Annotated in this window: 30 protein-coding genes; 7 read left to right on the top strand and 23 right to left on the bottom strand. The window is 37.8% G+C overall.

All coding sequences use genetic code 11. The annotated features are described in order from the left end of the window. The first annotated feature begins 82 nt into the window (after positions 1-82). The 3 genes from F1737_RS04245 to F1737_RS04235 all read left to right on the top strand — a co-directional run bounded on the left by F1737_RS04245 (position 83) and on the right by F1737_RS04235 (position 4137). Positions 83-2314 carry an efflux RND transporter permease subunit gene (locus tag F1737_RS04245; RefSeq protein WP_317137534.1) on the top strand — a complete coding sequence of 744 codons (2232 nt, stop codon included), beginning with the start codon at positions 83-85 and terminating at the stop codon, positions 2312-2314. An 87-nt stretch (positions 2315-2401) separates the two neighbouring features. Further along, a complete protein-coding gene (locus F1737_RS04240; protein ID WP_317137533.1) occupies positions 2402-3514 on the top strand; it encodes a Yip1 family protein in 1113 nt (370 codons plus the stop codon). Beyond that, complete coding sequence (locus tag F1737_RS04235) at positions 3511-4137, top strand: PKD domain-containing protein (RefSeq protein ID WP_317137532.1); 627 nt, start codon at positions 3511-3513, stop codon at positions 4135-4137. Before F1737_RS04240 ends, F1737_RS04235 begins: the two co-directional genes overlap by 4 nt. A 72-nt stretch (positions 4138-4209) precedes the next feature. On the opposite strand, the gene F1737_RS04230 is transcribed toward F1737_RS04235, so the two are convergent. Further along, positions 4210-5505, bottom strand: a complete 1296-nt coding sequence (locus tag F1737_RS04230; protein WP_317137531.1) for an STAS domain-containing protein — start codon at positions 5503-5505, stop codon at positions 4210-4212. A 197-nt stretch (positions 5506-5702) separates the two neighbouring features. On the opposite strand from F1737_RS04230, the gene F1737_RS04225 reads away from it, so the two are divergent. Beyond that, complete coding sequence (locus tag F1737_RS04225; protein WP_317137530.1) at positions 5703-8375, top strand: DEAD/DEAH box helicase family protein; 2673 nt, start codon at positions 5703-5705, stop codon at positions 8373-8375. Positions 8376-8417: 42 nt separating this feature from the next. Here the strand turns inward: F1737_RS04225 and F1737_RS04220 are convergent, their stop codons facing one another. From F1737_RS04220 to F1737_RS04195, 6 genes are all read right to left on the bottom strand, one after another. Then, positions 8418-9515, bottom strand: a complete 1098-nt coding sequence (locus F1737_RS04220; RefSeq protein WP_317137529.1) for an MFS transporter — start codon at positions 9513-9515, stop codon at positions 8418-8420. Between the two features lie 41 nt (positions 9516-9556). Next, the gene (locus F1737_RS04215) at positions 9557-11446 is read right to left on the bottom strand and encodes a beta-CASP ribonuclease aCPSF1 (RefSeq protein ID WP_317137528.1); all 1890 of its coding nucleotides are present in this window, start codon (positions 11444-11446) and stop codon (positions 9557-9559) included. A gap of 39 nt (positions 11447-11485) precedes the next feature. After that, entirely contained in the window at positions 11486-12103 is a 618-nt protein-coding gene (gene psmB, locus F1737_RS04210) for an archaeal proteasome endopeptidase complex subunit beta (RefSeq protein WP_408669676.1), read from the bottom strand. A 179-nt stretch (positions 12104-12282) separates the two neighbouring features. Further along, positions 12283-13113 carry a CBS domain-containing protein gene (locus tag F1737_RS04205; RefSeq protein WP_317137527.1) on the bottom strand — a complete coding sequence of 277 codons (831 nt, stop codon included), beginning with the start codon at positions 13111-13113 and terminating at the stop codon, positions 12283-12285. Positions 13114-13136: 23 nt separating this feature from the next. Then, positions 13137-13565 (bottom strand): universal stress protein, encoded by a 429-nt coding sequence (locus F1737_RS04200; protein ID WP_317137526.1) that lies wholly within the window; start codon positions 13563-13565, stop codon positions 13137-13139. Positions 13566-13596: 31 nt separating this feature from the next. Beyond that, a complete protein-coding gene (locus F1737_RS04195) occupies positions 13597-14643 on the bottom strand; it encodes an amidohydrolase family protein (protein WP_317137866.1) in 1047 nt (348 codons plus the stop codon). Positions 14644-14699: 56 nt separating this feature from the next. Here F1737_RS04195 and F1737_RS04190 point away from each other — a divergent pair, with 56 nt between their 5' ends. Then, the gene (locus F1737_RS04190) at positions 14700-14861 is read left to right on the top strand and encodes a preprotein translocase subunit Sec61beta (RefSeq protein WP_317137525.1); all 162 of its coding nucleotides are present in this window, start codon (positions 14700-14702) and stop codon (positions 14859-14861) included. 56 nt (positions 14862-14917) lie between these two features. Here F1737_RS04190 and F1737_RS04185 read toward each other — a convergent pair whose 3' ends face one another. Continuing rightward, a complete protein-coding gene (locus tag F1737_RS04185; protein WP_317137524.1) occupies positions 14918-15661 on the bottom strand; it encodes a coenzyme F420-0:L-glutamate ligase in 744 nt (247 codons plus the stop codon). Between the two features lie 118 nt (positions 15662-15779). On the opposite strand from F1737_RS04185, the gene F1737_RS04180 reads away from it, so the two are divergent. Next, positions 15780-16109: a NifB/NifX family molybdenum-iron cluster-binding protein gene (locus tag F1737_RS04180; RefSeq protein ID WP_317137523.1), complete on the top strand. Its 330-nt coding sequence runs from the start codon at positions 15780-15782 to the stop codon at positions 16107-16109. Positions 16110-16266: 157 nt separating this feature from the next. Beyond that, positions 16267-16539 (top strand): DUF1922 domain-containing protein, encoded by a 273-nt coding sequence (locus F1737_RS04175; RefSeq protein WP_317137522.1) that lies wholly within the window; start codon positions 16267-16269, stop codon positions 16537-16539. Between the two features lie 213 nt (positions 16540-16752). Here F1737_RS04175 and F1737_RS04170 read toward each other — a convergent pair whose 3' ends face one another. The 15 genes from F1737_RS04170 to F1737_RS04100 form a co-directional block, all read right to left on the bottom strand. Continuing rightward, positions 16753-17355 carry a 4Fe-4S binding protein gene (locus F1737_RS04170; RefSeq protein WP_317137521.1) on the bottom strand — a complete coding sequence of 201 codons (603 nt, stop codon included), beginning with the start codon at positions 17353-17355 and terminating at the stop codon, positions 16753-16755. 6 nt (positions 17356-17361) lie between these two features. Beyond that, on the bottom strand, positions 17362-18447 hold the full coding sequence (locus F1737_RS04165) for a hydrogenase large subunit (protein WP_317137520.1): 1086 nt from the start codon (positions 18445-18447) through the stop codon (positions 17362-17364). A 1-nt stretch (position 18448) separates the two neighbouring features. Then, the gene (locus tag F1737_RS04160) at positions 18449-18898 is read right to left on the bottom strand and encodes an NADH-quinone oxidoreductase subunit B family protein (RefSeq protein WP_317137519.1); all 450 of its coding nucleotides are present in this window, start codon (positions 18896-18898) and stop codon (positions 18449-18451) included. Further along, positions 18895-19284, bottom strand: a complete 390-nt coding sequence (locus tag F1737_RS04155; RefSeq protein ID WP_317137518.1) for a DUF1959 family protein — start codon at positions 19282-19284, stop codon at positions 18895-18897. Before F1737_RS04155 ends, F1737_RS04160 begins: the two co-directional genes overlap by 4 nt. After that, positions 19281-19529, bottom strand: coding sequence for a hypothetical protein (locus F1737_RS04150; RefSeq protein WP_317137517.1), 249 nt, complete (start codon positions 19527-19529; stop codon positions 19281-19283). Before F1737_RS04150 ends, F1737_RS04155 begins: the two co-directional genes overlap by 4 nt. Then, on the bottom strand, positions 19526-20371 hold the full coding sequence (locus F1737_RS04145; protein ID WP_317137516.1) for a respiratory chain complex I subunit 1 family protein: 846 nt from the start codon (positions 20369-20371) through the stop codon (positions 19526-19528). The genes F1737_RS04150 and F1737_RS04145 overlap by 4 nt, the downstream gene beginning before the upstream one ends. A 1-nt stretch (position 20372) precedes the next feature. Beyond that, positions 20373-20576 carry a hypothetical protein gene (locus tag F1737_RS04140; RefSeq protein ID WP_317137515.1) on the bottom strand — a complete coding sequence of 68 codons (204 nt, stop codon included), beginning with the start codon at positions 20574-20576 and terminating at the stop codon, positions 20373-20375. A gap of 5 nt (positions 20577-20581) precedes the next feature. Further along, entirely contained in the window at positions 20582-21250 is a 669-nt protein-coding gene (locus F1737_RS04135; protein ID WP_317137514.1) for a hypothetical protein, read from the bottom strand. Then, complete coding sequence (locus tag F1737_RS04130; protein WP_317137513.1) at positions 21243-21854, bottom strand: EhaG family protein; 612 nt, start codon at positions 21852-21854, stop codon at positions 21243-21245. Before F1737_RS04130 ends, F1737_RS04135 begins: the two co-directional genes overlap by 8 nt. Further along, positions 21851-22309, bottom strand: coding sequence for an EhaF family protein (locus F1737_RS04125; protein WP_317137512.1), 459 nt, complete (start codon positions 22307-22309; stop codon positions 21851-21853). The genes F1737_RS04130 and F1737_RS04125 overlap by 4 nt, the downstream gene beginning before the upstream one ends. After that, a complete protein-coding gene (locus tag F1737_RS04120; protein ID WP_317137511.1) occupies positions 22306-22542 on the bottom strand; it encodes a DUF2107 family protein in 237 nt (78 codons plus the stop codon). The genes F1737_RS04125 and F1737_RS04120 overlap by 4 nt, the downstream gene beginning before the upstream one ends. After that, entirely contained in the window at positions 22539-22769 is a 231-nt protein-coding gene (locus tag F1737_RS04115; protein ID WP_317137510.1) for an EhaD family protein, read from the bottom strand. The genes F1737_RS04120 and F1737_RS04115 overlap by 4 nt, the downstream gene beginning before the upstream one ends. Beyond that, positions 22770-23009, bottom strand: coding sequence for a DUF2109 domain-containing protein (locus F1737_RS04110; RefSeq protein WP_317137509.1), 240 nt, complete (start codon positions 23007-23009; stop codon positions 22770-22772). Next, a complete protein-coding gene (locus F1737_RS04105; RefSeq protein WP_317137508.1) occupies positions 23006-23491 on the bottom strand; it encodes a hypothetical protein in 486 nt (161 codons plus the stop codon). Before F1737_RS04105 ends, F1737_RS04110 begins: the two co-directional genes overlap by 4 nt. A gap of 556 nt (positions 23492-24047) precedes the next feature. After that, positions 24048-24350 (bottom strand): ferritin family protein, encoded by a 303-nt coding sequence (locus F1737_RS04100; RefSeq protein ID WP_317137507.1) that lies wholly within the window; start codon positions 24348-24350, stop codon positions 24048-24050. Positions 24351-24421 lie beyond the last annotated feature (71 nt).

The following is a 24421-nucleotide window of genomic DNA, read 5'->3' as shown; positions in this document are numbered from 1 at the left end:
CAAAATCTGTTGTTCTTTTCGCAACAAATGATTTATCATACTCTTAAGTTGACATATATACATAAATATTCGAGGAAAAACAGTGATATCGCCATATAAACATCTTGCCGAATTCATTGCATCCAAACCAAAGATAGTGGCAGCAATAATTATTGTCTGGTTTATTATCTCCATGTACGGAATGTCGCAGACCCATATGAAAACAGGCGATGACACCTACGTTGACAAAACAACACCTGAGGGAATTGTACTGGAGGACTATAAAGACCTCTTTAAGTCTGATGCTATCATGGTAATTTTCGAATCAGATGATGTCCTTGATAAAGAATATCTCAAATACATGGACACCCTGATGACAGATTTTTCAGATGAGGCAGGAGTCAAAAGCGTAACCAGTCTTGCTGACATGGTAAAATCAGTGAATAACGGAAAACTTCCCAAATCACAATCTGACATCATTAACGCAAAAGAAAATATTCCCACCGAAATTCTTGAGAAATATCTTCCGTCAAATATGATGACAATAGGAATTATCTCTCTTGACACGGGGATATCAGATGAAAACAAAAAAACATTACTGAAAAATCTTGAAACCATAATCAGTATATCAAATCCCACACCTGATGCAAAGGTAACTCTCTCAGGAACACCTGCATTCCAGAAACAGATGGGAGAAGAGATGGGCAAATCAACAGGTGTCCTGATTATGGCTGCAATGCTCCTCATGGTTGTTGCAGTAGGGCTTTTATTTGCTCATGTAAGTCATCGCTTCTTACCTGTCGGCATTGTTTTCATGGGACTCATAAACACATTTGGTATTATGGGTCTGACCGGAATTTCAATAAGTATGGTTGTAATTGCCGCATTTCCGGTATTAATCGGAATTGGAATAGATTATGCCATACAGTTCCATTCAAGACTTGATGAAGAATCAAAACGTCAGCCGAACATAGAAATTGCCGCCAAAAAAACTGTTGAAAATTCAGGACCTTCTGTTCTCTATGCAATGATAGCAACATCACTGGGCTTTATTGCAATGTACATTTCACCAATACCAATGGTAGTTGATTTCGGTATGACATGTCTTATCGGAGTAACCTGCTGTTATATCTCTGCAATCCTGATTGTTCCCACATACGCAATTCTCAGGCGATATAAACCCAAAGGAGAGCTTGACGAGGGTTTAAAGAAAAAAATGGCAGCATACGACAACCTTCTTGGAAATGTCTCACATAAAATTGCCAGATATTCAGTTGTCGTTCTCTTATTATTGGGACTTATTGCAATTGTCGGTGTCCAGCTTGACAACAGAGTCCCAATAAGTTATGATGAAGAAACTTTTGTACCTCCTGAAATGCCGGCTGTTGTCGATATGAAAAAAGTAACCAGGACAATGGGTTCAACAGAAAGTCTTACTATCTATGTAAAAGGGGATGACATTCTTAATCCGGAAGTTATAGAGTGGATCAATGATTTTGGTGACTATGAATTGTCCGTTCATGATGAACTTACTTCGGTTACCAGCATATCAACACTTATAAAGAAATATAACGGTGGCCTGCTTCCAAACACCGAATCAGAAATAAAACATATTATTTCAATGATTCCGGACAATGAGAAAAAATCATATTTAAACGGCCAGATGAACTCTGTCATAGAATTCGGAATGCTTGATCTTGAAGTTGATCCGACAAAATCTCTGGTTTACAATATGAGAGCCGAACTTAACTGGAATTATCCTCCGCCGGGAATCTCTGCAATGCTTACAGGAAGCACGGATCTTGGAATAAACCTTGTAGACGATATTGCAAACGGTAAAACCCAGATGACGATTCTTGGGTTTATTCTGATATTCTTCTGGCTGATTCTTATATACAGGAGAGTCTCCGCAATTTCACCGCTCATTCCCATAATTATGATTGTCGGATGGAATGGCGCCATAATGTATGTCCTTGGAATAGATTATACTCCTATGACCGCCGTTTTGGGTTCAATGACAATTGGTGTTGCGTCGGAGTATACCATACTTATCATGGAGCGCTACATTGAGGAAAGAAAGAACGGAATGAACAAGTATGATGCAATAAGAACCGGTGTTCAAAAAATAGGCACTGCTATTACAGTATCGGGAATGACAACAGTATTCGGCTTTTCAGCATTGCTTTTGTCAACATTTAACATTATAAAAAATTTTGGCATGGTAACCGTGATTACAGTAGGATTCTCACTAATCGGCGCAATTGTAGTTATGCCTGCAATACTTTCATTAATGTCAAAGTTTGAAAAAGAAAATGAAAAGGGTCAGCTCATATAATCCTAAGCTGAATTTTCGAATACCGGAACATATTCCGGCAATGCAAAATTATTTTTCTTCAAAATCCATATTTTAAGGAGTGATATATTGCAGCCATATAACAGCAACCATAATAATGCAGGTATGGCACAATCAAAAGTACGTATTAACGGGCAGTTATTTGATCTGAATGTGACAAAAGAAAATCTGATTTTATCACAGGATACACAGTCAGAACCATATATATACCCGATAAGTACAATTGAGAGTGCAAACCGCATAGAAAATGAATATTATGAACCATGCATAGAAATCAAAATACTCTATGATGACGGAAGCAATGCTTCAATGGTTATGATATTTGATTTTGAAGATATTAGAGAACAAATATTCTCAGATATTAATTATTTCTTAGATATCAGCCGCCGGTCAGTTAAAACTCAGGAAATTTATCAGGAATATGATAAGGAGAGCTATAACGAATATTCAAAAGACCATTATACATATCAGAGTGAAAATCAAGGTGGTTACAAATCAGACTTTGAAGCTGAATATATTGACAATTCATCAGGCAAATCCGGACATACCATGGATTTTCAGGATGAATACGATGATACAGAACATAGCAGAAGTTTTCAGCAATACAAATATTCTTCAGGCGAACTTTCATTTATTGAGAAAATAATTGCAATATTAAAAAATCCCGAAGACATTTTTCCTTCACTTGCATCAGATGATATTCTCCCTGCATTTATTCACATGACTCTTGTTCTTACCATCTTCTCAGTAGTTACGGCATTGTCATCAGCAATTATTTCATCATTCATTGCACCGGAACTTGGGATTTTTGGAAACCTTCTCAAAAATATTCCTGGATTAATCATCCTCATAATTGAGTTGCTGGTATTTGGAATAATTTCAGTTTTTGTGTATGGAATACTTGTATTTTTAATTGCAAAAATTGCAGGAGAAGAACAGGTGCCTGAGGAATCCCTAGTAGTCACAATGTATTCTGCCACACCTTTTGGGATTCTTGGATTAATACCCCTTTTTGGTGCATTCTTATCACCTCTGGGGATGGTTTTCATTCAGTATAAAGGAATGACAGAAGGACTTTATGCTGACCAGATTCCGGCAATTATGGCATCAGTTATTCCGGCCATAATTATGTTTGGCTTATTTTATTATTTCATAATAAGCGGGGAGGTTGCATATATATGAAAAACACTGACAGAATTTACAGAAATATTGCTATAACAGGAATGATTCTTTTATTGATGTCATTTGCAGTTCCGGCACTTGCTGAAATGGAAGCTGATTTTGATTATGAAATGTACAGAATCGATACATCCGAATGGGGAGATAACCCCGAATATAAGGATTATACAGGAATAATATACAAAGTGGATTTTTTTGACAGAACAACAGGCGGAACACCAAAATCATGGTACTGGGATTTTGACGATGAATGGGAATCCTCAACCAAACAGAATCCAACCCACATTTATACAAAAACAGGCCAATACACCGTTAAACTGACTGTAACCGACAGCAGTGGAAAAGTTGCAATGCCTGTTGAAAAGAAATTTTTTGCAGATGATGACTGGGGAGTTTACACAAAAATAACACCAACTCCGACACCAAGACCAACGCCTGTAAAAACACCCACACCAAAACCTGTTGTAACACAGACTCCTGTCCCCACCACACCAACACCAGCACCGAATCTCGCTTCACATACAATTAAAATTCCCGTAATCTCAGGTGAAATGGATAAGTTGCAAAACACATACAACGACTATATCAGTCTGATAAAAGCACTATTTGGGATTATAACCGATTGATTCGGGAAAAACAGGCATAATATTTTTTTGGGAAATGTTTGATGAAAATGGAATTTCCATTTTCATAACAAATTAATCCACAATTATTTTCTCGGGATATGAAACACCTACTTTTCCTTTTCTTAATTTTGTTTTTGAAAGAAGATGGGATACATCGATAATCTCACCGGATTCACTCAGCTCACGGATGACATTTTTTATATCCTGTTTTTTATCCCAGGAAATTCCTTTTACAACTGCCGCATGAGTCTGAATAATCGTATCCCCTTTTAAATCACCCGGATGTGAATATCTCAAAGAATCAATTGTGGAAGGGTCATATACTGAAATTTTGGGATTTTTAAGATCAATGCCTATGCCTGCTGAAATGATCGTATCTCCGGCATAACTGCCGGTTATATCAGTTTTAAACCATTCTGAAACATTTTCTGCATCATCTATTCTGCCTTTTGGATGTGGTGAATTCGAAAGTACCGGCGATCTTTTTATCCTTGATCCATAATATTCATCTATAACTCCCGATATTACCACAGATATTACCCCGTTGCAGTTTCTTTGTCGCTCAAAAGCAAAAGAAAAAATCTCTTCATATAATTCTTTAATAGAAATTCCTTCTTCCCTCTCTGTTTCAAATGTAATTATGTCAGCAAAAGATCCGTTTAATATTACATTTTGTGCTGAATAAAATACAATATCACCGGTACTTTTTACAGGAGTGAAATAATCAGGCACAGTGCTTCCGTCTGTTGGAAGCCAGATGATAGTTCCCTGAATCATAAGCATCTCACCAAGTCTCTGCATGGCATCCTTTTTGTCAATACCCATGGCACCAAGACCAAAAGAATACTCTATGTCAAAATTCCCTTCGGAAATATTTTCTTCAGTGACAGATGAATTAAAAACAGATTCAGCATCTCCACAGATAAAAATTGTATTTTTGCTGACTATGCCTGACTCAAAAGTGTAGTGAACCCCGTTTCTTAAAGTAGAAGGATTTTTCAGTTCATCAATTAATGAAAGAGTATCTATACCTGTTTTTGCTTTTTTTATCCCTTCATCAACAGAATCAGTAGTTTTAAAAATATTCAGCAGTCCTGCCATATCAAGAACTTTTGAAGGGTACTCCTGAAGGGAACATAAAACGATTTCGCCTTCACGTTTTTTCATTTCCTTTTTGAGTCCGAGAATAACTCTTATTCCACTGCTGCTAATATAAGGGACATCTTTTAAATCAATTACTACAGCCTTGTCATCAGAATGAACCATATTTTTTACAGCAGAACCAAATAATTCCGCACCGTTTGTATCAAGTCTCCCTTCCAGACTGAAAATTAAAACCCCCTCTTTTCTTTCGGTAATTATATCCATTTTATAGCACATCTCCCGGAATTAAATTAAAAATGTCTCAAATAACCTATATTGATTTTACTGATTTGAATCATTATTGATTCAACAATATAACTATCCTAAATAATCAGAGACAAATTTTAAATTCTTATCTGATTTAATTCATAAGTCTGTTACAGTTTGATATTTGAAAATTTTATTGCTGCAGGATTAAAAAAATGAAAATAAACAGACTTTACAATCATGAACTGGATTATATCAATAATCCTGAAAAATATACATATGAATTTTTTAAAAACAAATATCTAAAGGATATTTCAACCAACGCCGCATTAGGAATTGCAGATGAAGAACTGCTAAATTATTATGAAAACAAAATAAACGGCGATGGCAGATTTATCTTAAAAATGGAACCAAACAGTGACAACTATATTTTACTAGAAAAATATGTTTTGGATTCTGCCAGAAAAATCGCAGGGGATTATCTTGATGAAAATGAATTAAAAGAATATGACAAATATTTTGAAATTTTCAGGAAAAATATTATTATATCCCTTTATCCTTTTCCTGAATATCAAAAAAAGCAGATGCTAAAAAAAATATCCGCAATATGCAATTTAAATCCATATATTACTGATGAAATCTTTTCGATGTTCTTCTCATGCAGCACTATGTTTTCATTAGAGCTGTTTTCTTTTTTGCTTAAAGATGGTAAAATGCATGAATTTTTAAAATACATTTCACTGCCCGAAACTGAAATTGATCTGCTTTCCAAAAAACCCTTACTTATGATGCCTCCATGGAATCATCAGAAAAATGCACTTAATGCATGGCTGAAAACAGGAGGCAGGGGTGTTTTGGAGATGGCAACAGCTACAGGAAAAACATATGTCGGGCTTTGTGCAATTCACAGACTTTTTACAGTTAACAAAAAACTCAATGTCCTCATTATTACAAACTCAAGAGCGCTCTTAAACCAGTGGAGGCGTGAAGCAATAGATAAACTTGGTCTTTATGCAGATCCAAAACAGGACTTCACAAACCCTCTAAAATATGTAAATAAAAATTACAGCCTTTCAATTGAATTTAAAACCATACAGTCTGTTTACAAAAATCCAAAAAAATATCCGGCAGATCTTCTGATAGTCGATGAAGTCCACCACATTGCAGGAAAAGAATTTCAAAAAGCCCTCCTGATCCCCTGTAAATGGAAAATGGGACTTTCCGCAACAGTTGAGGGATATGAAAGACATGATGTTATTGACAGATATCTTGGAAATACTGTTTTCAGATATTCCCTCAAAAAGGCAAAAGATGATGGAATTATACCGGACTTCAGACTTGTAGTACATAAATCATTTCTGGATACAGATGAAAATAATGAATTTTCAAAGATTACAAGGGACATAAAAAAACTTCTTACAATTATAAACTCAGAATATAAAGATACAATTTTCACAATAACCGGCAATTATAATTCTTTTAAAAATCTTGGAGAGTTCATCAGTTTGATGCGCAAGGCAAGATACAAAGGATACAGCCTCCCTGACGATTTTTACAGACTTATGGGTTTATTATTCAAAAGAAGAATGATAATCCATAAATCCCATCCAAAAATGCAAAGTGCAATATCCCTTGCAAAAATTGAGGGAAAGTCAAAAAAATGTGTTCTGTTTACAATGGATATTGCCACCTGTGAAAAGATATATTCAGATATTAAGGATTTTGTTCCGGCATTTCGGGTTCATTCAAATCTAAAGGAATCAAAACGTAACCATGCTCTCGATGAATTCAGAAAATCACGAACAGGAGTTTTGGTCGCTCCAAAAGTACTTGATGAGGGAATTGATGTCCCGGATGCTGAAATTGGAATAAATGTTGCATCCGCAAAGACAAAGCTTCAGCTTATTCAGAGGATGGGAAGAATTCTCAGGAATAAACCGGGAAAAAAGCCTGTTTTTCATCATTATGTTGCAATTCCATCGGATTGTATTGAAGAGGAGGATTCTTTTACACTGCAAAATGATCTTTCATGGATACTGGATTTGTCTTTAAAATCAGGAATCATAGCCGAATTAAAAGAAACAAAATTATCAGATCTTGCAAATCTCGAAAAACATTTTGAAGACTATACACTTGATTATTACAGAGAAAGAAAAGAAATATTCACAGAGGAATACGGAACAATAAAAATCAAAAATATAATACAGTCAATCGATGGAAATACCCGTAAAATTATTGTAAATGCCCTTCAAAAATCAAAAAACAAAATTAATGAGCAGGAATGGTATGACATAATAAATTCTTCAGGAAGCTGTTCAAAGGAGATAAATTATCCGGCTTTAAGATGGATCTGGATATTATCAGAAAAAGACAGAACAAAACTGATAAATTATTTTAATCATTCCAAAAATCAAAATGAAGAACCCGGATATGAATCACTCAGCCACGGAGAAATAATTCAGGGCATAGAAAATATTGGAATAAATGAATCCAAAAAAAGTGATTCTAATAAAAAGACAGAATCAATTGGCAAAAAAATAAAATACGCCAAATCAAAAAGGGAAAGGGAGTCTGCTGCATCAGAACTTCTTAAATTCGGATCAGAATCTAAAAATGTATTATCACACCTCTTAACTGACAAAAATTCCGAAACGAAAATATGTGCACTAAAACTTGCAGGTGAAATTTGCGATCCTTCATTATTTGATTTGATTATAAACTGCCTTTCGGAAAAAGATCATGATGTCAAAATCGCTGCGGCGGATTCATTATCCGAATACAAAGACAAAAGAGCAAACTATCACCTAATGAAAGCCGGCAGAGTAAAAGACCCTGAAGTAAAAAAGGCTGTAAAAAAAGCACTGACAAAAATTAATAAAAATAAATAATATGTCCTGAAAAATCCTTAGAAATATATATACAGGATTTATTCAGGCATTTTCTAATTTACAGATATTGCACCTTGTGATTGTAAATGCCACTGAAAAAGATAGTACTGCTACTACAAAAAAAGCAGGGAGATAACCGGATTCTTCTGCTATTATTCCCGCAAACAAAGGAAGAAATGTCATACCTGCATAAGCCGCAGCGGAGTATACTCCCATCACAGTACCCTGAAGATAACCTGTCTGTGCAAGATAATCCATCTGCGAGATCATGATAAAACCGGCAATTGCACCAATCATTGCAAAAACCAAAAAAACACCCATAAAATGAATTTCCGGAATGTAATATGAAAGAAGGACCAAAAAAGCCATGACAATCGCACTTTTCTTTAAAGCCGGAATCGGACTTATTTCAAAACGTGGTGCAATTAGGGATGCAAATATTGTTGCAACATTCATTGTTCCAAGTTGTATGCTTAAAAGCAAAGGGCTGTTATCTGTAAATTCCGGATAAAGTGACGTTACAACACCCGTTGCACCAACCAAAATGATAACAGAGAGATACAGCCATTTATAATCCAGAACAACCACTTTGAGATCTGCTTTTCTATAGGATTTTTCAAACTTTTCGTATGCCACAAGACTTGTCAGCATTGGGATTGCTGATATCAGAGTAAAAAACAAGATACCGGAAGTTTCTCCAAAAGGAGATGATAAAAGACCGGCAGCAACAAGACCAATTACAAGGCCCAGATTAAGGCATGCAAAAAAATATCCGGAAAGTTTTCTGTGATCAGCCTGTTCATTAACCCATGACATTGCACAGGCTACAAAAAGACCGGCGGCAATACCTTCTATTAGTCTCGAAAAAACTACAAGATATACCTCTGGAAAAATATACATTACAATTCCCGAGATAACTGTAAGCACCAGACCGACGCGGATAAGAGGAATTTTTCCAATTCTGTCAGAGAATATTCCTGCAGGAAGAACTGTAAGAAAAGCCCCCATAAAATATGCTGAAAATATTGCACCCTGAATTGCCGGCGATTCATCTGCAAAAAAAGGTAATACGGGCACTATCGTATTTGATAATGCCATTACAGCAAAAACTCCCAAAAGTATTGATATTTTTGTTTTCATATCTGCCTCGGTTACAGGCTAAAAATTGTATTTTTTAATGGTTATACCATGCGATATGTTTCCAGATTCTTTGGAGCGTGTGTTTCTATCTTAAATCTCTTGTAAATTGAACTTGCAAGATCAATTGTATTCTTTTCATCACCGTGAATTGTGAAAACTTTCTCCGGTCTCGGGTTTAAATGATTTACATAAGCCATTAGCTGACGCCTGTCAGAGTGACCTGAAAATCCATCAATCGTCTGAATTTCAAGGTTGAGAACAATTGTTTCCCTTCTTCCCATTGGAACTTCTTTCCATCCCTTCTGTATCCTCCGGCCAATTGTTCCATCAGCCTGATAACCAACAAAAACAAGAGTATTCTCTTCATAAGGAGCAAGGGCATGAAGATATTCCATAACAGGACCACCATTTAGCATACCACTTGTTGTGATAATAATACACGGATCGCCACCAATTACTTCCTGCCTTAATACAGGTGAATCAACCTGAACAAAACATTCGGAGAGGAAAGGATTCATTCCCTCCTGGAAGATCTGCTTTCTTAAATCAGGATTCAGGTATTCAGGATATGTGGTATGAATGGCAGTTGCCTCTTTAATCATACCATCAAGATATACCCTGACTTTAGGTATCTTTTCAAGCCTCATACCCTCTTCTAATGCAAGCATAACTTCCTGAGACCTTCCTACCGCAAAAGCAGGAATAATTACCTTTCCACCACGTTTTATTGTCTCATTAACAGTTTCATAGAGTTTTTCCTCTGCATCCTTTCTTGAAGGCTGGAGATCGTTTGAACCTCCATAAGTACTTTCCATGAAAACTGCCTCAAGACGCGGGAATTGTGAGGTTGCAGGGCCAAAAAGCCTTGTTTTTCCATAGTTAAAGTCGCCTGTGAATGCGATATTATAAAGACCATCCCCAACATGGAAATGAGCAATTGCAGAACCAAGAATATGCCCTGCATTATGGTAGGTGAGTTTTACATCAGGAGCGATATCCGTGACACTTCCATAATTCAGAGTGATTGAATGCTTAAGGTATTCCTGTACCTCTTTAGAAGAGTAAGGCACCTGGTTGACATCATTGCTGATAACGTCAAGATAATCAAGCTGAAGCATAACTGCAAGATCTCGGGTTGCAGGTGTACTGTAAACAGGCCCTTCAAATCCATATTTATATAACATAGGAACAAGGGCACAGTGATCAAGATGTGCATGTGTTAAAACAACCGCATCAAGCGAGCTTAACGGATATATCTCGGGAACATATAAATATGGAAAACCATCGTTGCTTCCAGGTTTTTCACCACAGTCAATCAATATTTTACTTTCAGGAGTTGTTAACAAAAATGCGGCTCTTCCTACTTCCCTGCAGCATCCAAGAGTTGTTACACGTACCCACTTATCCTTACTTGTAAGATCACGATGAATTCTGCGTCCGATGGTCCTTAAAAATTGTTTTCTCTCATCCTTTACGGCTCTTAAAAACTGCCGTGTCTGTTTTACGGTTGAACTCTCAATAGGAGGTGTTCTTACGACTTTTGGAGTCCAGCCAATCTCTTTTGTTATGTCGCGAAGAGTTGTTCCGTTTTTACCAATAACCACTCCGGGTTTTTCAGCCTCAATTAAAACTTCACCGGTGTCAGGATCAAAGAAAATATCGGTTATTCCGGCACCTTCAGGAACGACAGCTTTAATTTTTGTTGCTGCAATCTCCGGGTCTTCAAGAACATTCGGCCTTACAACAATTCTTTTTCTAAGATCTCTTGCAAGCACCTTTATAAGATCTGCTTCATCAGCAAACTTTTTTGGATCATCGGTATATATTACAAGCTCAGGTCCTTCAAATTCAACTTCGGATACATTTATTCCGGGAGGAACCTTTGCGTTTATTTTTTCCTTAAGCTCTCTAAGCCTCTCTTCTATCAACATAAAATACGTCCTAAAAAAAGAAAAATAAAAAAATTATTTCTAGTTAACAATTCCTTTTTCACTAAATTCTTCGTATTTATCTTTTGTAATTACAACTACACTAATATCTTCACCGGAGGCTGAATCCCTCCGCATAGCTGAACGTAATGCGCGTATAGCCAGCTCAATACATTCTTTTTCATTCATACCTTTTGAGAATCGGTCTTCTAAAACACCATATGCAAAAGGTGAACCGGAACCTGTTGCAACTATATCATCTTCGGGTGAAGCTCCTCCCATTGCATCCACCGAATATATTGAAGGTCCGTTTTTATCGAAACCTCCTACCAGAAGCTGAACATAGTAAGGCATCATCCTGTGCTGGTTTAACACATTGCTCAGAAGTGATGCAGCAGCACCGACCGTCATGGGCCTTCCTCTGCGAATGTTATACAGACTGCATTCAACCTGCATCAGACGTGCCAGCTGCTGGGCATCTCCTACACCTCCTGCAGTGGTCATGCCGATTCTGTCAGCTATCTGGTATACTTTCTTTGCTTTCTTGCTTGCAATCATATTTCCCATCGTGGCTCTTCTTTCGGTGGCAAGCACTACACCTTCATCGAAAATGAGCCCGACTGTCGTAGTTCCTTTTAATATATCGGAGCTCTCCTGCATAATAGAACACACTCCCTTAAATTATGAAGAGTTTGAAAGAGTATAAAAACGCTTCAGATATACAGATGTCATTATATGTCTTAAATGTTGTTGTATATTGAAGGGAAAAACTCTCTTAAATAATCGGTTTACCGGATTATTTATCCGGCATTTATTCTTTAAAATCCTGAATGGAATCATCAGGGTGCAATATCTTTAATTAGTACCTTGATAAGTTCCCTGTCAAACAGCATAGACACCATTTTTTTGTCGCCGTTAATTACAGGAAGCTGATCAACACGTGAACGTTTCATTTTAAGTGCACATTCACTTACTTCTGCATTCTGTGGAACTGCAACAACATCTTTTATCATTGCCTCTTTCACAAGTTTTTCAGGAAGCTGGACTTTTGATATGCCAAATGAGATTGTATGCATATCACGGATACTTTCCCATGTCCATTCATCATCATCAGTACCGTTTGAAAGATCACTTACTTCAACACTGTCTTCAATTGAAGCATGCCTGATAAGATCACGTTCTGAAATTATACCTGTAAGGGTTGACTCCTTGTTAAGGATCGGAATCGCATCAAATCCGGATATCTCCATGATTCTTCCAACAAGCGGAAGAGGAGTTTCTTCCCACAATGCAAAAGTGGGTTTTGTATATCCGTTCTTAATCTCTTCACTAAATTTCATCTGTGCAATCGCACTGATCAAATCAGCAATACTGATTAGTCCGACAAGCCTGCCATCTTCAACAACAGGAAGTCTTCTGAAATTATTTCTGGACATAACCCTTGCAGCTTCAACTATACTTTCATCCGGCCCGATTGTTACGGGGTCTGATGTCATCAGAAGGCTGAGCTGGGTTTCATCGCTCTTTCTTAAAAGATCCTTTCTTGTGATAATGCCGACAAGCTCACCGTTTTTTGTTACAGGGACTCCGCTTATACCGGTTCTTTTCAGAATTCTCAATACATCGTCCCTGTTTCCAGGTGTTTCAACAGAAACCACATCTTCTACCATGTAGTCCCTTATGATTCTGGAATCTATACTCTCACCACCATTGTAGAGACTTTACAGTGGCTTATGACATATTCAGTAACGCTGCCAATGAGCATACGATCAATATTGCTTTTGCCTTTAGTACCCATGACTATAAGATCAGCTTTTATCTCATCTGCAAGACTGAGTATTTCCTCCCCTGCATGTCCCTGTTTAATGAAAGTATTTAATTGTAAATTGTGCTTCTCTGCTAATTCTTCCCCCTCTTTAAGAGCAGTCTGCCCAACAGATTCAAATCTGCTGTATATTAATTCACTTGCGCTATCCGTTGGAATAGATTCAAAACCTCCGGTTTCAATGACATAAACCGCATTTAGCCGGGAACTTCTGATCTTTGCTTCATCGATAGCTGCTTCGAGCGCTTTTTTGCTGACCTCGGAACCATCTATCGCAACGAGGATGGTTTTAAACATAAGTCCTACCTCAAAAACTGCGTATAATATTTTATTTTTCTATATGCTTAAAATAGATTCTCTCAATATCTCCTTTATTCATTCTATTTGTAATTGTTTTTTGAACAGAATGGCTAAAGCGCATATTAGAACAGGAAGGCAAAATAGTAAAAAATGATGCAGGCTTTCCTTTTTCAATATAAAAGGGTTTATTGAAGAATGAAGATCCTTTAGTTGCCATTTTTAAAAGATCAATCGGGGCAATATCATATGCATAAGATGCAAATGACATCTCGGAAAACATGTCAGGCTGTACAAACATTACATTGTCAGTCCCCAAAAGAACATTACAGCCATAATCCAGCATCTTCTTTATTGGCGGATTTGCTGAGGACCAAGACACTCCAAGCCTCCAGTTTGAACGCGGGCAAACAACAATTGAGACGTCCATGTCTGCAATTCTTTTTAACTGACTGTCTGTTGCATGAGTACAGTGAACAAGCATATCAGGTTCTGCATCAAGAGCAGAATCCACATCCCTGCTGTCTTTCTCCCCTGCGTGAAAAGCAACAATCTGCCCCCTTTTTTTGGTTTCAATGGCCCTTTGTATTACATCCCCGCCTTCCTTAGTGCTTGAAACACCAATTCCGTCAGCATAACTCTCGCCGCCATCGCGTCCGAGGATTACACCCGCAGAACCGGTCTTGGAAAGTGCATTTTTCAGAAGATTCACACCTTCAATTCCACCTTCCCTGAAATCGCAAAAACCAAAAACTCCTGAATTCTGCATATAAAGGATACTGCTTACCATCCCGTCTATTATGGCTGAAGGATGAGCCTCTCTTAAAAGACGGTGTTTCAGACCATTAGGGGGCGCTACAAGTTCTGATAAATTACCGGGTGCTTCCATATCCATTGCAATTGTATCCGCAAGGTGTGTGTGTGCATTAAAAAAACCAGGGACAATCCACCTTTCAGAAACATTCAAAGACTCTTCAATATCAGTTACAATTCCATTTTCAAGTGTAATCTCCACATCAAGCAGATCAAAATCACTTCCAATAAAAGCCCTGCCGGATATTTTCTCCTCTTTTAACATTGTAGTCAAAACCATCTGCCTTTCTTTTATATATTCTGAAAGCAGATATAATAAGTATGGCAGCTAAGAACAAAGGCGGGAGACTGGTTTCATCAGCAGGACTGGTCACATATTATGATAGTGAGGACAGGCGCTCAATACACATATCTCCAAAAGCAGTGCTTATTGCAGCAGTTGCAATTGGAATTATTATTGCAGCACTAAATCACATATTCTGATTTGAAGGTTATAGCCATCAGATTCAGACAACAAAATTGTAAACAATAAAAAAAAATTATTTCAAATTTTTTAAAGCTTTTCTGGTAAGATCCTCTTCCGGCCTGAAATAAAGTTCATCGTGTCCTTTCCATTCGGGAGCATTCCTAAAGACAACTGCAGGCACACCGTTATTGCTCTCTCCCATAATAAAATTGGAAAACGCTGCAAACTCATCAACCACAGCCTCTTCAGTTATTTCAAGGACTCTTCCAAAGAGATCAGTATCACCTCTGAAGTCACGTATCGCCGTCATGCCTGCCCAGCCAATAGCAACACCTGTCTGTCCCCTTCTAAACGATCTACCACATGTATCAGTGATAATGACACGAATGTCAGAACCTGTCAGTCCCTTTACCCTGTTCTTTATTTCCTCTGCACTGCCCATGGGATCAGGTGGCAGATAAATGATAATTCCCTCTTCCACATTGCTATTGTCAACACCGGCGCGTACTCCTACATGACCGCACTTTACCTGTGAAAGAATGAATGGATGCTCAATTATCAAATCCTCGGTAGTGTCCAGAACCATCTGAACAAAACGGGGATCTTCACCACATTTTTCAGCAATTCTTTTTGCATCTTCAGACGGTGAAATGTCCGCCATTTTCTTCATAAAACCTTTGGTCTTTGAATATACAGAGGATGCCACACACAATATGTCGCCCTCCTCAAAATCAAATTTTTTGCAGATTTCTTCTGGGAAATCATCGTCTTCATGAAAAATGGGAAGATCATTTACTGGAAAAACTTCAATACTCATATCTTTGTTTATCCCATTAAAACCGTAAAAAATCTCTTATTTGGTATTGTTAAGAACTATAACTATTTGTTGGATTATTCTTCTAACATCTTACTGAATACAATAAATGGAGAAGATTATGAAAATTGCAGTTGCTAAAGACGGAGATATTGTAGCTGAGCATTTTGGACATTGCAGTCATTATGCGGTATACAATATAGAAGATGGAAAAGTCATCAGTAAAACAGACATTGAAAGTCCGGGCCACGCACCCGGTGTTATCCCACGCTTCTTAAATGAAAACGGGGCAAATATTGTTTTGGCCGGAGGAATGGGGCAGGGAGCAATAAATCTGTTCAATGAAATGGATATTGATGTCTATCTGGGTGTCAGCGGCAGTATTGAAAATGCAGTACAAAAATACCTTGCCGGTGAACTTATATCAGGCAATAATACCTGTGATCACTAAAAATAATTTGTCTGAACAAAAACCCTATTAAAAATCTCATTTTCTAAACAAATATCAGGATTTTTTAAGCATTAAAGACAATAAAACAATAATTTGCCAGGATATATTTAAGCAGTTAATTTTATTATATCTCACTGATTATCTACGTTAGAGAGAAGTGTATCTGATAGTCCGTTGTCCGGGATGCGCGTCGTTTACATATGTAGACAGGTATCAAAAGCACAGGCTATGCCCGGTCTGCAGTGAAGTTATCAATGTAAGACGATCAGAGATTTATCTTGATGTAGGGAAATATCAGCAGGCTGAATCTATTGTAAAAGAACTCGAAAAATATCTTCATAAAAATAAAAAGAATGACCTCAGTCAGGAAGAACTTAAAACTCTGCGAAAAGAATATGCAGGGTGGATGAGGAAAAACCCGCCTTTATAAAGGAAAGGTTACAACCATGGTTTTCCACAGCCGGGACATATAATAGTCACCTGTCTCCCGCAATGAGGACAATATAAACCGTTTTTATTCTGAACCAGCGGTCTTCCGCATTTTCTGCAATGAATGTCTTCTTCATAACCACATTCGTGCTTTACCATTGATTTAGTATTAATCTGTAATTAAAAAAATATTCCCATCAAAATAGAGAAAAAGTTAGTCTTCATCCTGGAAACCTTCCAAAACCCTTGCAACTGTTATTGCATGATTTGGACAGGCTTCTTCACAGGTTTTACACCCCGTACATTTTTCAGGATGAATTATGGTAAGTTTTGAATTCTTAATCCTCATTATAACCTCATTACTTGAGGATGTTGCCGTATATGCAAGCTGCGGGTCAACCTCCTTGTTAACCGGGCATGCCACAGAACAGTTTCCACACCGCATGCAGATGCTGTCATCCACATTAAGATGGTATGAAGCAAGGAAGTATGTTTTTTCCTTTTCGTTTACAGAGAGAATGTCCCCGCTTGTAAGTACATTATCAGGGCAGGCCTCGACACAAAGACCACATCTGATACAATGGCCCTTGTAAATTACCGGCTCCCATTTCCCTTCGGCATTTTTCAGGACTTCAATTGCTCCGGGTGCAGGGCAGATCATCATGCAGCGGAGTTCATGACTGCACTCATTACCGGTTAGTACAGGGAAATCCCTGTAATGAGGTGGCGTGACCAAAGGAGCTGTTTTGACAAAAAGAAATTTTTTCCACCATTCAGGACGCAAAAACTCCCTTAAATAACAAAATATTGAGAACATTTCAGATCACCTCTCATTACACGCAATACAGGGATCAGAACTAATGAATGTTGCAGTAACATCTGCTGCAGAATCCACACCCTTTAGCATATAATGCCCGCATGCCTCTATATTCATAATAGAAGGTGTCTGTATGGCAATATCAATTATACGCCCGTATTCGTCTGTCCTGACACGATATGTCAGTTCACCGCGTGGAGCCTCACCTATCCATGTAGTCTCACCGGCACCTACCTCCCCGCCTCCTCTTATTAACCCGTCAGGCATTTTTTCAAGGCATTTTCTAATCAGCTCAATGCTCTGGAAAACTTCATCAAAACGGATCATTATACGACCATAGTTATCACATGAATCACGAACAATCGGTTTAAACCCGAGATCCTGATATGTGGGGTGATTGGTTCGCTGGTCAATATTAATTCCACTTGCACGGGCAGTAGGTCCTACTGCATGAGACTCCTTTACATCCTCTTTTGAAAGAATCCCGACATCACGACTACGAAGAGAGATTAAAGGACCACTCTCAAACATTCTGTTGTATCTGATAAGATCCTTTTCAATTTTTTCTAAAGCTCCCAATAGAGATTTTTCAGATTCTTTTGAAAGATCAAACCTGACACCGCCCGGAATTATGTAGGCACACGTGACCCTTGCACCTGTAATTAATTCAATCTGATCCATCGCTGTCTCTCTTAAATTCAAAAGATACATTGCAAGGGTTTCATGTTCTATTGTATAGCAGTATGAATAATTTGCAAGCAGGTGGGATTGTATTCTGTCAAGTTCGTTTACTATGACCCTTAAGTATGCAGCCCTTTTTGGAACCTTTATATCACTGATTCTCTCCACTGATTCAATGAAAACCATATTGTGAATGACAGAACATATTCCACATATTCTTTCTGCGAGAAACATAACTTCCTGCCACGGACGTCCACGCATTATTCTTTCAATACCTTTTTTTACATACCCAAGCTCAATTTCAGCTGAGAGAACATGTTCACCGGCTGTTGAACATTTAATACGGGCAGGCTCTTTAAAACACGGATGAACAGGGCCTATTGGAAGAGAAACATCGACTGTTTTTTTCATATCATTTATCCTCGTAGTCTTTGAATAGTTCAGATGCAACACTCAGTATGGTGCTGAGAATTTCGGTTGGCCTTGGAGGGCATCCGGGAATACTTGCAGTTACAGGTATATGTTTTGATACAGGGGGGTCTACAAAACTTCCCCTTCTGTTGAAAACACACCCCGATACAGGACAGTTTCCAATAGTAACAGCCGCTTTTGGTTCAGGTATCTTGTCCCACAGATCTGCGAGCTTGTCTTCCCACTGTTCACAAAATGCACCTGTTATCAGGAGTATATCCGCTTCTCGCGGATTATTGTGAACGTATATACCGTATTGTTCGATATCATACCGGGGAGCAAGACATGCCAGAATCTCAATATCACACCCGTTACATGAGCCGACATTCACATAACAAACATGGATTGAGCGTTGTCTCACATTATTTTTTAATGACTGAAGGAAACTCATACCAAAATCATCTCCCTGATATGTGCTTTTCCTTTCATTATTGCCTCATCTGCAGATGTTCCGTTTTCTATTGAATATTTAACATCGTCAATTACACTATTCATATCTGCTTTTTCAATCAGGGGCAGGTATTCCGTTAGAAGTTTTGAATAAAGCTCCTTTGAGATCTTATCATAACTATTCTGATCGGATTCCCACACCTGATATCTTGCATGAATATTTTCAAGAAATGACATGTCAAAATTTTCTATCAAAATTTTCCTGAATTCCTGTTTATTTATTCCAAAATGTTCAGAAATTTTTGAAACTGCGTTATCCTGAAAAGGTCCGGTTAGAATTCTGTATTTCATTCCGCGAAGATCCTTTTCGTAAAGATATTCTGTCATATTAAACCTCCGGATTTTAAAGCACCAAATATAAAAAAGAGCCCAATACAGACCCATAAAAGAATCATCTCGATTTTTCTAAGACCATCCTCGTTTTTCATCATCAGACCGGCTGCAAGAATACCTAAAACAACAAAAATTAAAACGGACTGAAACATCACACCGGTGTTTTCAAAACCCTGAATAGCTGCAATCAGAATGTAGGTTAAAATTCCTCCTGCAATCGCCATCTCCACTTTTTTCATGCCAAAACCCCCAGTACTGCAACATAAACAAGCACTATTCCGATTACCATTATCTGAATAGTTACAGCATCGTAAGGTGAGAGCATTGGAGTCAGGGCACAGACAAATGACATTGTCATAAGCACTACCAGCATTACAATAATCATTAACCACAGAGGCATCGAACCAAAGAATATTGTAACGAATGTAGCCAGCAATACAAATGTTTTAAGGGCAAATCCCGTTTCAAGTCCTGCCCTCCATACTCCGAAATGTTCTGTTTTATTTCCGCTAATAATCTCTTTTGCCGTAATTATTCCAAAAGGACTGTAAGGAACTTTTGAAAGAACAATTACATACATTGCAATTGCAACCGGAAATGCGGATATTAAGAGAATCCCGTTTGTTGCCTGATATGCCGTGATGTCAGATATCATCAGCGAACCAGTCAGAAAATAAATCACACCTATTGAAGCTATGAGAGGTATCTCCGATGCTGCGGATATAACAGATCTGATAGCACCGAACTTTCCGTAAGGAGAACCGGATGAAAGACCAAGACCGTGTTCTGTTATTTTATGAAGCAGATATATTCCAAAAATAATCAGAAGGCTTCCGCCTGTTGATAGAATATATAATGCACCTGTCCATATCGCAATTCCAACCACAACAATTGCAACAAACAGAGTCTGTGATGCTGTTTGTGGAATCCATGTCTGTTTGAATGAAAATTTCAGAACATGAAGAAATTCCTGCCAGACAGGAGGTCCGGGTCTTGTCTGAATTCTTGCAATAACTTTTCTGTGAATTCCATGAAACAGCATGCCGATGAATATTGCAAATATCAGATACAATAATAACATGTTAATAACCTATAAACGGATAATCTCCTTCTTTTTCAGAAGCTTTCCACCAAAGTCCCAATGTGATTACAAATGCCGGGAAGAAGACGACCAGAAATGCTGCTCCAATCCATGTCTCAATCAACCCTTCAAACGCAGCAGTACCTGCTGCGATGCATATAACTGCTGATAAAATCAGCATAATTTTTATTTTATTTTTGTCCATTTGCATCACATCGAGATTACTATTTCAATTACACGAAGGAACATGACAAGTGAACTTACGTGAACCATAAGAATGTAAGGTGCACCAGGAGCCCTTGTGATTTCAGCTTTCGCAACATATACAGGAGCCATTCCTTCAGCCAAAACCCCTATTACAAGCAGGAGTTTTGCGATTAACGGGACTGATATTGCAGGCGTGAACAGCAGCCACATACTAAGTGTTCCCGTCACTGCAACTGTAATAGCAGCACCTGCGAAGAGAGGAAGAGTCCCAATCATTGCAAGAATGCCGTATTCATAGGCATTGTCCAATACGTGCTTATTTCTGGTCGATGCTACAATACCGATGTTGGCAATCCCGACCATTGCAGTAAAGAGAGTGAAGTTGAAAACATCACCGCTTATTACACCCCCCATTGTTGCAAGACCACATGCTACAGCCATAAAACGCTGGAATCTCATCTGTTTGTCAGAGATGTCTTTTGTATAGTAGGCATCCCCGCCAAATGCAACATCCACCTGACGTTCCGGTTTTGACACAATTGCAATAATTGTAAACACAAGTGCAAATATGAAAAGTATCGTTGTGTAAGGACTGAAATAATCCACAATGTCGCCAAATGGCAGGTATGCAAATATTTGTCCTTCGATATCTGTGTTGACAAGCTCAAACATTTCTCTCACCCCGCATTGTGCCGACAATTGACATCTTTGCAGCAACTTTTGCAAATATTCCGGCTCCTGCAATCATTACGGCAAAGAACCAGTACTGGGGCAGTGTCATGAAAATTATGAAGGCAAAAACCCAGGCTACCCATGCGTAACCGCTGACAGTTTCAATGATTTCGGTTTTTTCGCTGCTTCCTTTACAAAGGAAATAAAAGACCATTCCAACACCTGCAACAGCACCGCCTGTAAACCCTGATAGTATGATTCCGTAAAGCAGGAAAAGAACAGCCAGAATAACCGGCGCAGAATCCATAATTTCTATATGAAGGAATTTTTCAGGACTATTTACAAGTTTTTCCTTCTCAATATACACTTCTGCAAGTGCAAGCAGTTCCGCAATTCCAACAACCAGTCCCGGTAAAATTAAGGCCTCTGCAAGATCTGTGCCTATAAGAGCAATTACAACAAGTGCAATTATTTCCACTATATCTGTTAGCAAAAGGCGATGGAGGTCGTCTTTTTCTTTTATCAGGGCAATAAATGCAACTGCAATACAGACAAATGCAATAAAAAGACCTGTCTGATATTCAGATAATATCTGGAGAATCATTCCTCTTCACGCCTCCTGAAAAGAAACATTGCAATTGTAAAGGCCACAAAAAGAATACTCGTTTCAACAATTGTATCCAGTCCCCTTGTATTATACAAAATCTCATCGATAATACCCCCCGGGTGTGAAACTATCGTCGTTCCCGCATACAGAGTATGACTTGCAATAAACAGCGAAACCGGTGTTAAGTATGCAGTCACATATCCCAGATATGGAGAGTTGTCAGGGTATTGTGCATTAACTTCTGCTTTTTCAAAAGGTATGCCTCCCCTGTCATACGGATTCAGTGAACTGCCGGAATCGATATTCTTTTGATATAGCTGATCTTTTGAATATGCAAGATCAGGAAGTGTTGCAAATCCAACAATTATAACCAGTATTACCAGCAATGAGTAGACCATTACAAGATTATCATGATTCTGAAGAATTCGTGATATTTTTCGGACAATGCTCAATTTACAGCCCTCCTTTCAAGAACTCTTACAATTACAAATGTTGTTATCGCTGTGACGGCTATGAAGGTTAAAAGTGCCAGCGTTTCATCGTATGCAAGCATTATCAGTAAAAGACCAAAACCGGATATTTCAAGGTTTATCAACCGGTTGATATATGTCTTGGGCTGTGGAAATGATGCACCAATTACACCGATTAAAAGAATACCAAGACCCAAAAGAAACTCAGGTGTCATTCCTTAAACCTCCATACAGCCTGAAGAACAATTATTGTAGTCATCGGGATTATCAGCGAGATTGCAATAGCAACATCCAGATATCCTTTGGCTGCAACAAAAGGTATGACTCCTCCGGCAAGAACAGCAAGAGAAATCAGTTTATCATAGGCATTTTTTTGCAAAACTGTTCCAACAGCTCCGATAATTGCAATTACCGTGAAAAGGATAACTAAAAAGTCCTGCATTCAGACATCACCCCGTTTAGACCAAGTACTTGCAATTGCATTTGATTCAAGAGTTGAACCAATAAAATATGCCGCAGCAGCAGCAATTCCAAGAGGATGGGGAATCACAAGTATAATTAAACCGGTTATTGCAAAATTCATGACATTTAGGAAAGTCAGTTTCCGGAGAGTATTTTTTTCCGCCATAACTCTGATAACAGAATACAATGCAACCAGTCCACAGACAGATTCTGCGATCATGATCTTATCCTCCAGAGTTTTCCAAGCAACATGCTTGCATATTTTTGCGAAATTCCCTGGATCGTAAGAATTGCGACAACCATTCCGGCTATAAACATTTCAGGTAAGAATCCTGCCATTGAAAATCCGTATATTATTATTGTTGCAGCTAAAGCACCTGTTGTGCCTGCATATCCCTTATCATGGCAGATACGGTTTCCAACAAAAACAAGAAGTGCTGCAAAAAGTCCACCCCATATTCCTGCTGCATAAACCCCGCACGCTGCAAGTAATGTTCCTGCGGATGCATCAGGCGAACATACGATATTTCCCATCATATAACCGCCGCTTATATTACCACCGGTTTTTTCAATTTCTTTGCCGATGGCATCAGCACCGCTAACACCTCCTTTTTCAGGCAGTTTGAATATAAGATCAACTGCAATAAAAAGAATCCATGCGACAATGAAAGCCACAAATATTTGTGCCAGTTCAGTTAGCATATCAAATCCAAATCTCCAGTATATTTTCTTTCATTTCGGTAAAGCGATAAAGGTTTTGATTAACACAGTTTTTTATTCCGGTTTTGGATTCCAAACCTTTTACGATGTTATATTCTAAGGCATAATGATATATTATCACATTCACCTTGTGATTTAGATGATAAGACTTTTTTGTCAACAATTTTATATTTACAAATTACAACAATATGGTAAAAATGATTAATGATATAAGTGAAATAATTATTTTTAAAATCGTTTTAGATTTATATCATATTGATATTAATAAGAAAACGCGCCTTTAACCATTTCATATTATTTTGGAAAATATATCTCAAAAAGTCAAATGCCAGAATATTATCCAAATATATTTCAAAAGGGTATCCGGATTTTTCTAATTCAATTTATATTAGAATAAATAATGCCTGCTTTAAAAAAAACTGATTGGATCAAGTACTGTTCAAACAAAATTTCCACATTTCTGTTTTTAAATACATACTGAAAATCAAATTCACCGGACCTGTTTCCTTTAAGGACTAAATGAAATTTAAAAAAATAATTATTTGATTTTTTCAATCTCTTCTTCCACTTCCTCATAGCCTTCTTTATAATATTTTTCTTCGGAAGGCTCAAGTTCGTGCAGCAGTCTTAAAAATTCACCTGCATGAACTTTTTCTTCATTGGCTATGTCATAAAGTACTTCTTTGGCAAGCTTATTGTCTGTCGATTCTGCAAGCTGCTCGTAGAGCTGAATTGCCTCATATTCAGCAGAAACCATGAATCTGATTGCTCTTATGAGTTCCTCGTCTGTTAATTTTCTATCACTTTTCATTCCTGAAAAAGGATTTCCAAATTCCGGCATTTTAAAGACTCTCCTATATAAATCCAATAATTGATTTTATCCTTCAAATAGCTTATCCCCCCCTGTGATCA

Source organism: Methanoplanus sp. FWC-SCC4 (assembly GCF_032878975.1).
GTDB classification, from domain to species: Archaea; Halobacteriota; Methanomicrobia; order Methanomicrobiales; family Methanomicrobiaceae; genus Methanochimaera; species Methanochimaera problematica.
This window is presented reverse-complemented; position numbering and strand designations above follow the sequence as displayed.

Coding starts and splice junctions, on each gene's coding strand:
- F1737_RS04235 (WP_317137532.1), top strand. CDS start 3,511: ATGAAAAACACTGACAGAATTTACAGAAATATTGCTATAACAGGAATG.
- F1737_RS04230 (WP_317137531.1), bottom strand. CDS start 5,505: ATGGATATAATTACCGAAAGAAAAGAGGGGGTTTTAATTTTCAGTCTG.
- F1737_RS04225 (WP_317137530.1), top strand. CDS start 5,703: ATGAAAATAAACAGACTTTACAATCATGAACTGGATTATATCAATAAT.
- F1737_RS04220 (WP_317137529.1), bottom strand. CDS start 9,515: ATGAAAACAAAAATATCAATACTTTTGGGAGTTTTTGCTGTAATGGCA.
- F1737_RS04215 (WP_317137528.1), bottom strand. CDS start 11,446: ATGTTGATAGAAGAGAGGCTTAGAGAGCTTAAGGAAAAAATAAACGCA.
- psmB (WP_408669676.1), bottom strand. CDS start 12,103: ATGCAGGAGAGCTCCGATATATTAAAAGGAACTACGACAGTCGGGCTC.
- F1737_RS04205 (WP_317137527.1), bottom strand. CDS start 13,113: ATGGTAGAAGATGTGGTTTCTGTTGAAACACCTGGAAACAGGGACGAT.
- F1737_RS04200 (WP_317137526.1), bottom strand. CDS start 13,565: ATGTTTAAAACCATCCTCGTTGCGATAGATGGTTCCGAGGTCAGCAAA.
- F1737_RS04195 (WP_317137866.1), bottom strand. CDS start 14,643: ATGTTAAAAGAGGAGAAAATATCCGGCAGGGCTTTTATTGGAAGTGAT.
- F1737_RS04190 (WP_317137525.1), top strand. CDS start 14,700: ATGGCAGCTAAGAACAAAGGCGGGAGACTGGTTTCATCAGCAGGACTG.
- F1737_RS04185 (WP_317137524.1), bottom strand. CDS start 15,661: ATGAGTATTGAAGTTTTTCCAGTAAATGATCTTCCCATTTTTCATGAA.
- F1737_RS04180 (WP_317137523.1), top strand. CDS start 15,780: ATGAAAATTGCAGTTGCTAAAGACGGAGATATTGTAGCTGAGCATTTT.
- F1737_RS04170 (WP_317137521.1), bottom strand. CDS start 17,355: ATGTTCTCAATATTTTGTTATTTAAGGGAGTTTTTGCGTCCTGAATGG.
- F1737_RS04165 (WP_317137520.1), bottom strand. CDS start 18,447: ATGAAAAAAACAGTCGATGTTTCTCTTCCAATAGGCCCTGTTCATCCG.
- F1737_RS04160 (WP_317137519.1), bottom strand. CDS start 18,898: ATGAGTTTCCTTCAGTCATTAAAAAATAATGTGAGACAACGCTCAATC.
- F1737_RS04155 (WP_317137518.1), bottom strand. CDS start 19,284: ATGACAGAATATCTTTACGAAAAGGATCTTCGCGGAATGAAATACAGA.
- F1737_RS04150 (WP_317137517.1), bottom strand. CDS start 19,529: ATGAAAAAAGTGGAGATGGCGATTGCAGGAGGAATTTTAACCTACATT.
- F1737_RS04145 (WP_317137516.1), bottom strand. CDS start 20,371: ATGTTATTATTGTATCTGATATTTGCAATATTCATCGGCATGCTGTTT.
- F1737_RS04140 (WP_317137515.1), bottom strand. CDS start 20,576: ATGGACAAAAATAAAATAAAAATTATGCTGATTTTATCAGCAGTTATA.
- F1737_RS04135 (WP_317137514.1), bottom strand. CDS start 21,250: ATGTTTGAGCTTGTCAACACAGATATCGAAGGACAAATATTTGCATAC.
- F1737_RS04130 (WP_317137513.1), bottom strand. CDS start 21,854: ATGATTCTCCAGATATTATCTGAATATCAGACAGGTCTTTTTATTGCA.
- F1737_RS04120 (WP_317137511.1), bottom strand. CDS start 22,542: ATGACACCTGAGTTTCTTTTGGGTCTTGGTATTCTTTTAATCGGTGTA.
- F1737_RS04115 (WP_317137510.1), bottom strand. CDS start 22,769: ATGCAGGACTTTTTAGTTATCCTTTTCACGGTAATTGCAATTATCGGA.
- F1737_RS04110 (WP_317137509.1), bottom strand. CDS start 23,009: ATGATCGCAGAATCTGTCTGTGGACTGGTTGCATTGTATTCTGTTATC.
- F1737_RS04105 (WP_317137508.1), bottom strand. CDS start 23,491: ATGCTAACTGAACTGGCACAAATATTTGTGGCTTTCATTGTCGCATGG.
- F1737_RS04100 (WP_317137507.1), bottom strand. CDS start 24,350: ATGCCGGAATTTGGAAATCCTTTTTCAGGAATGAAAAGTGATAGAAAA.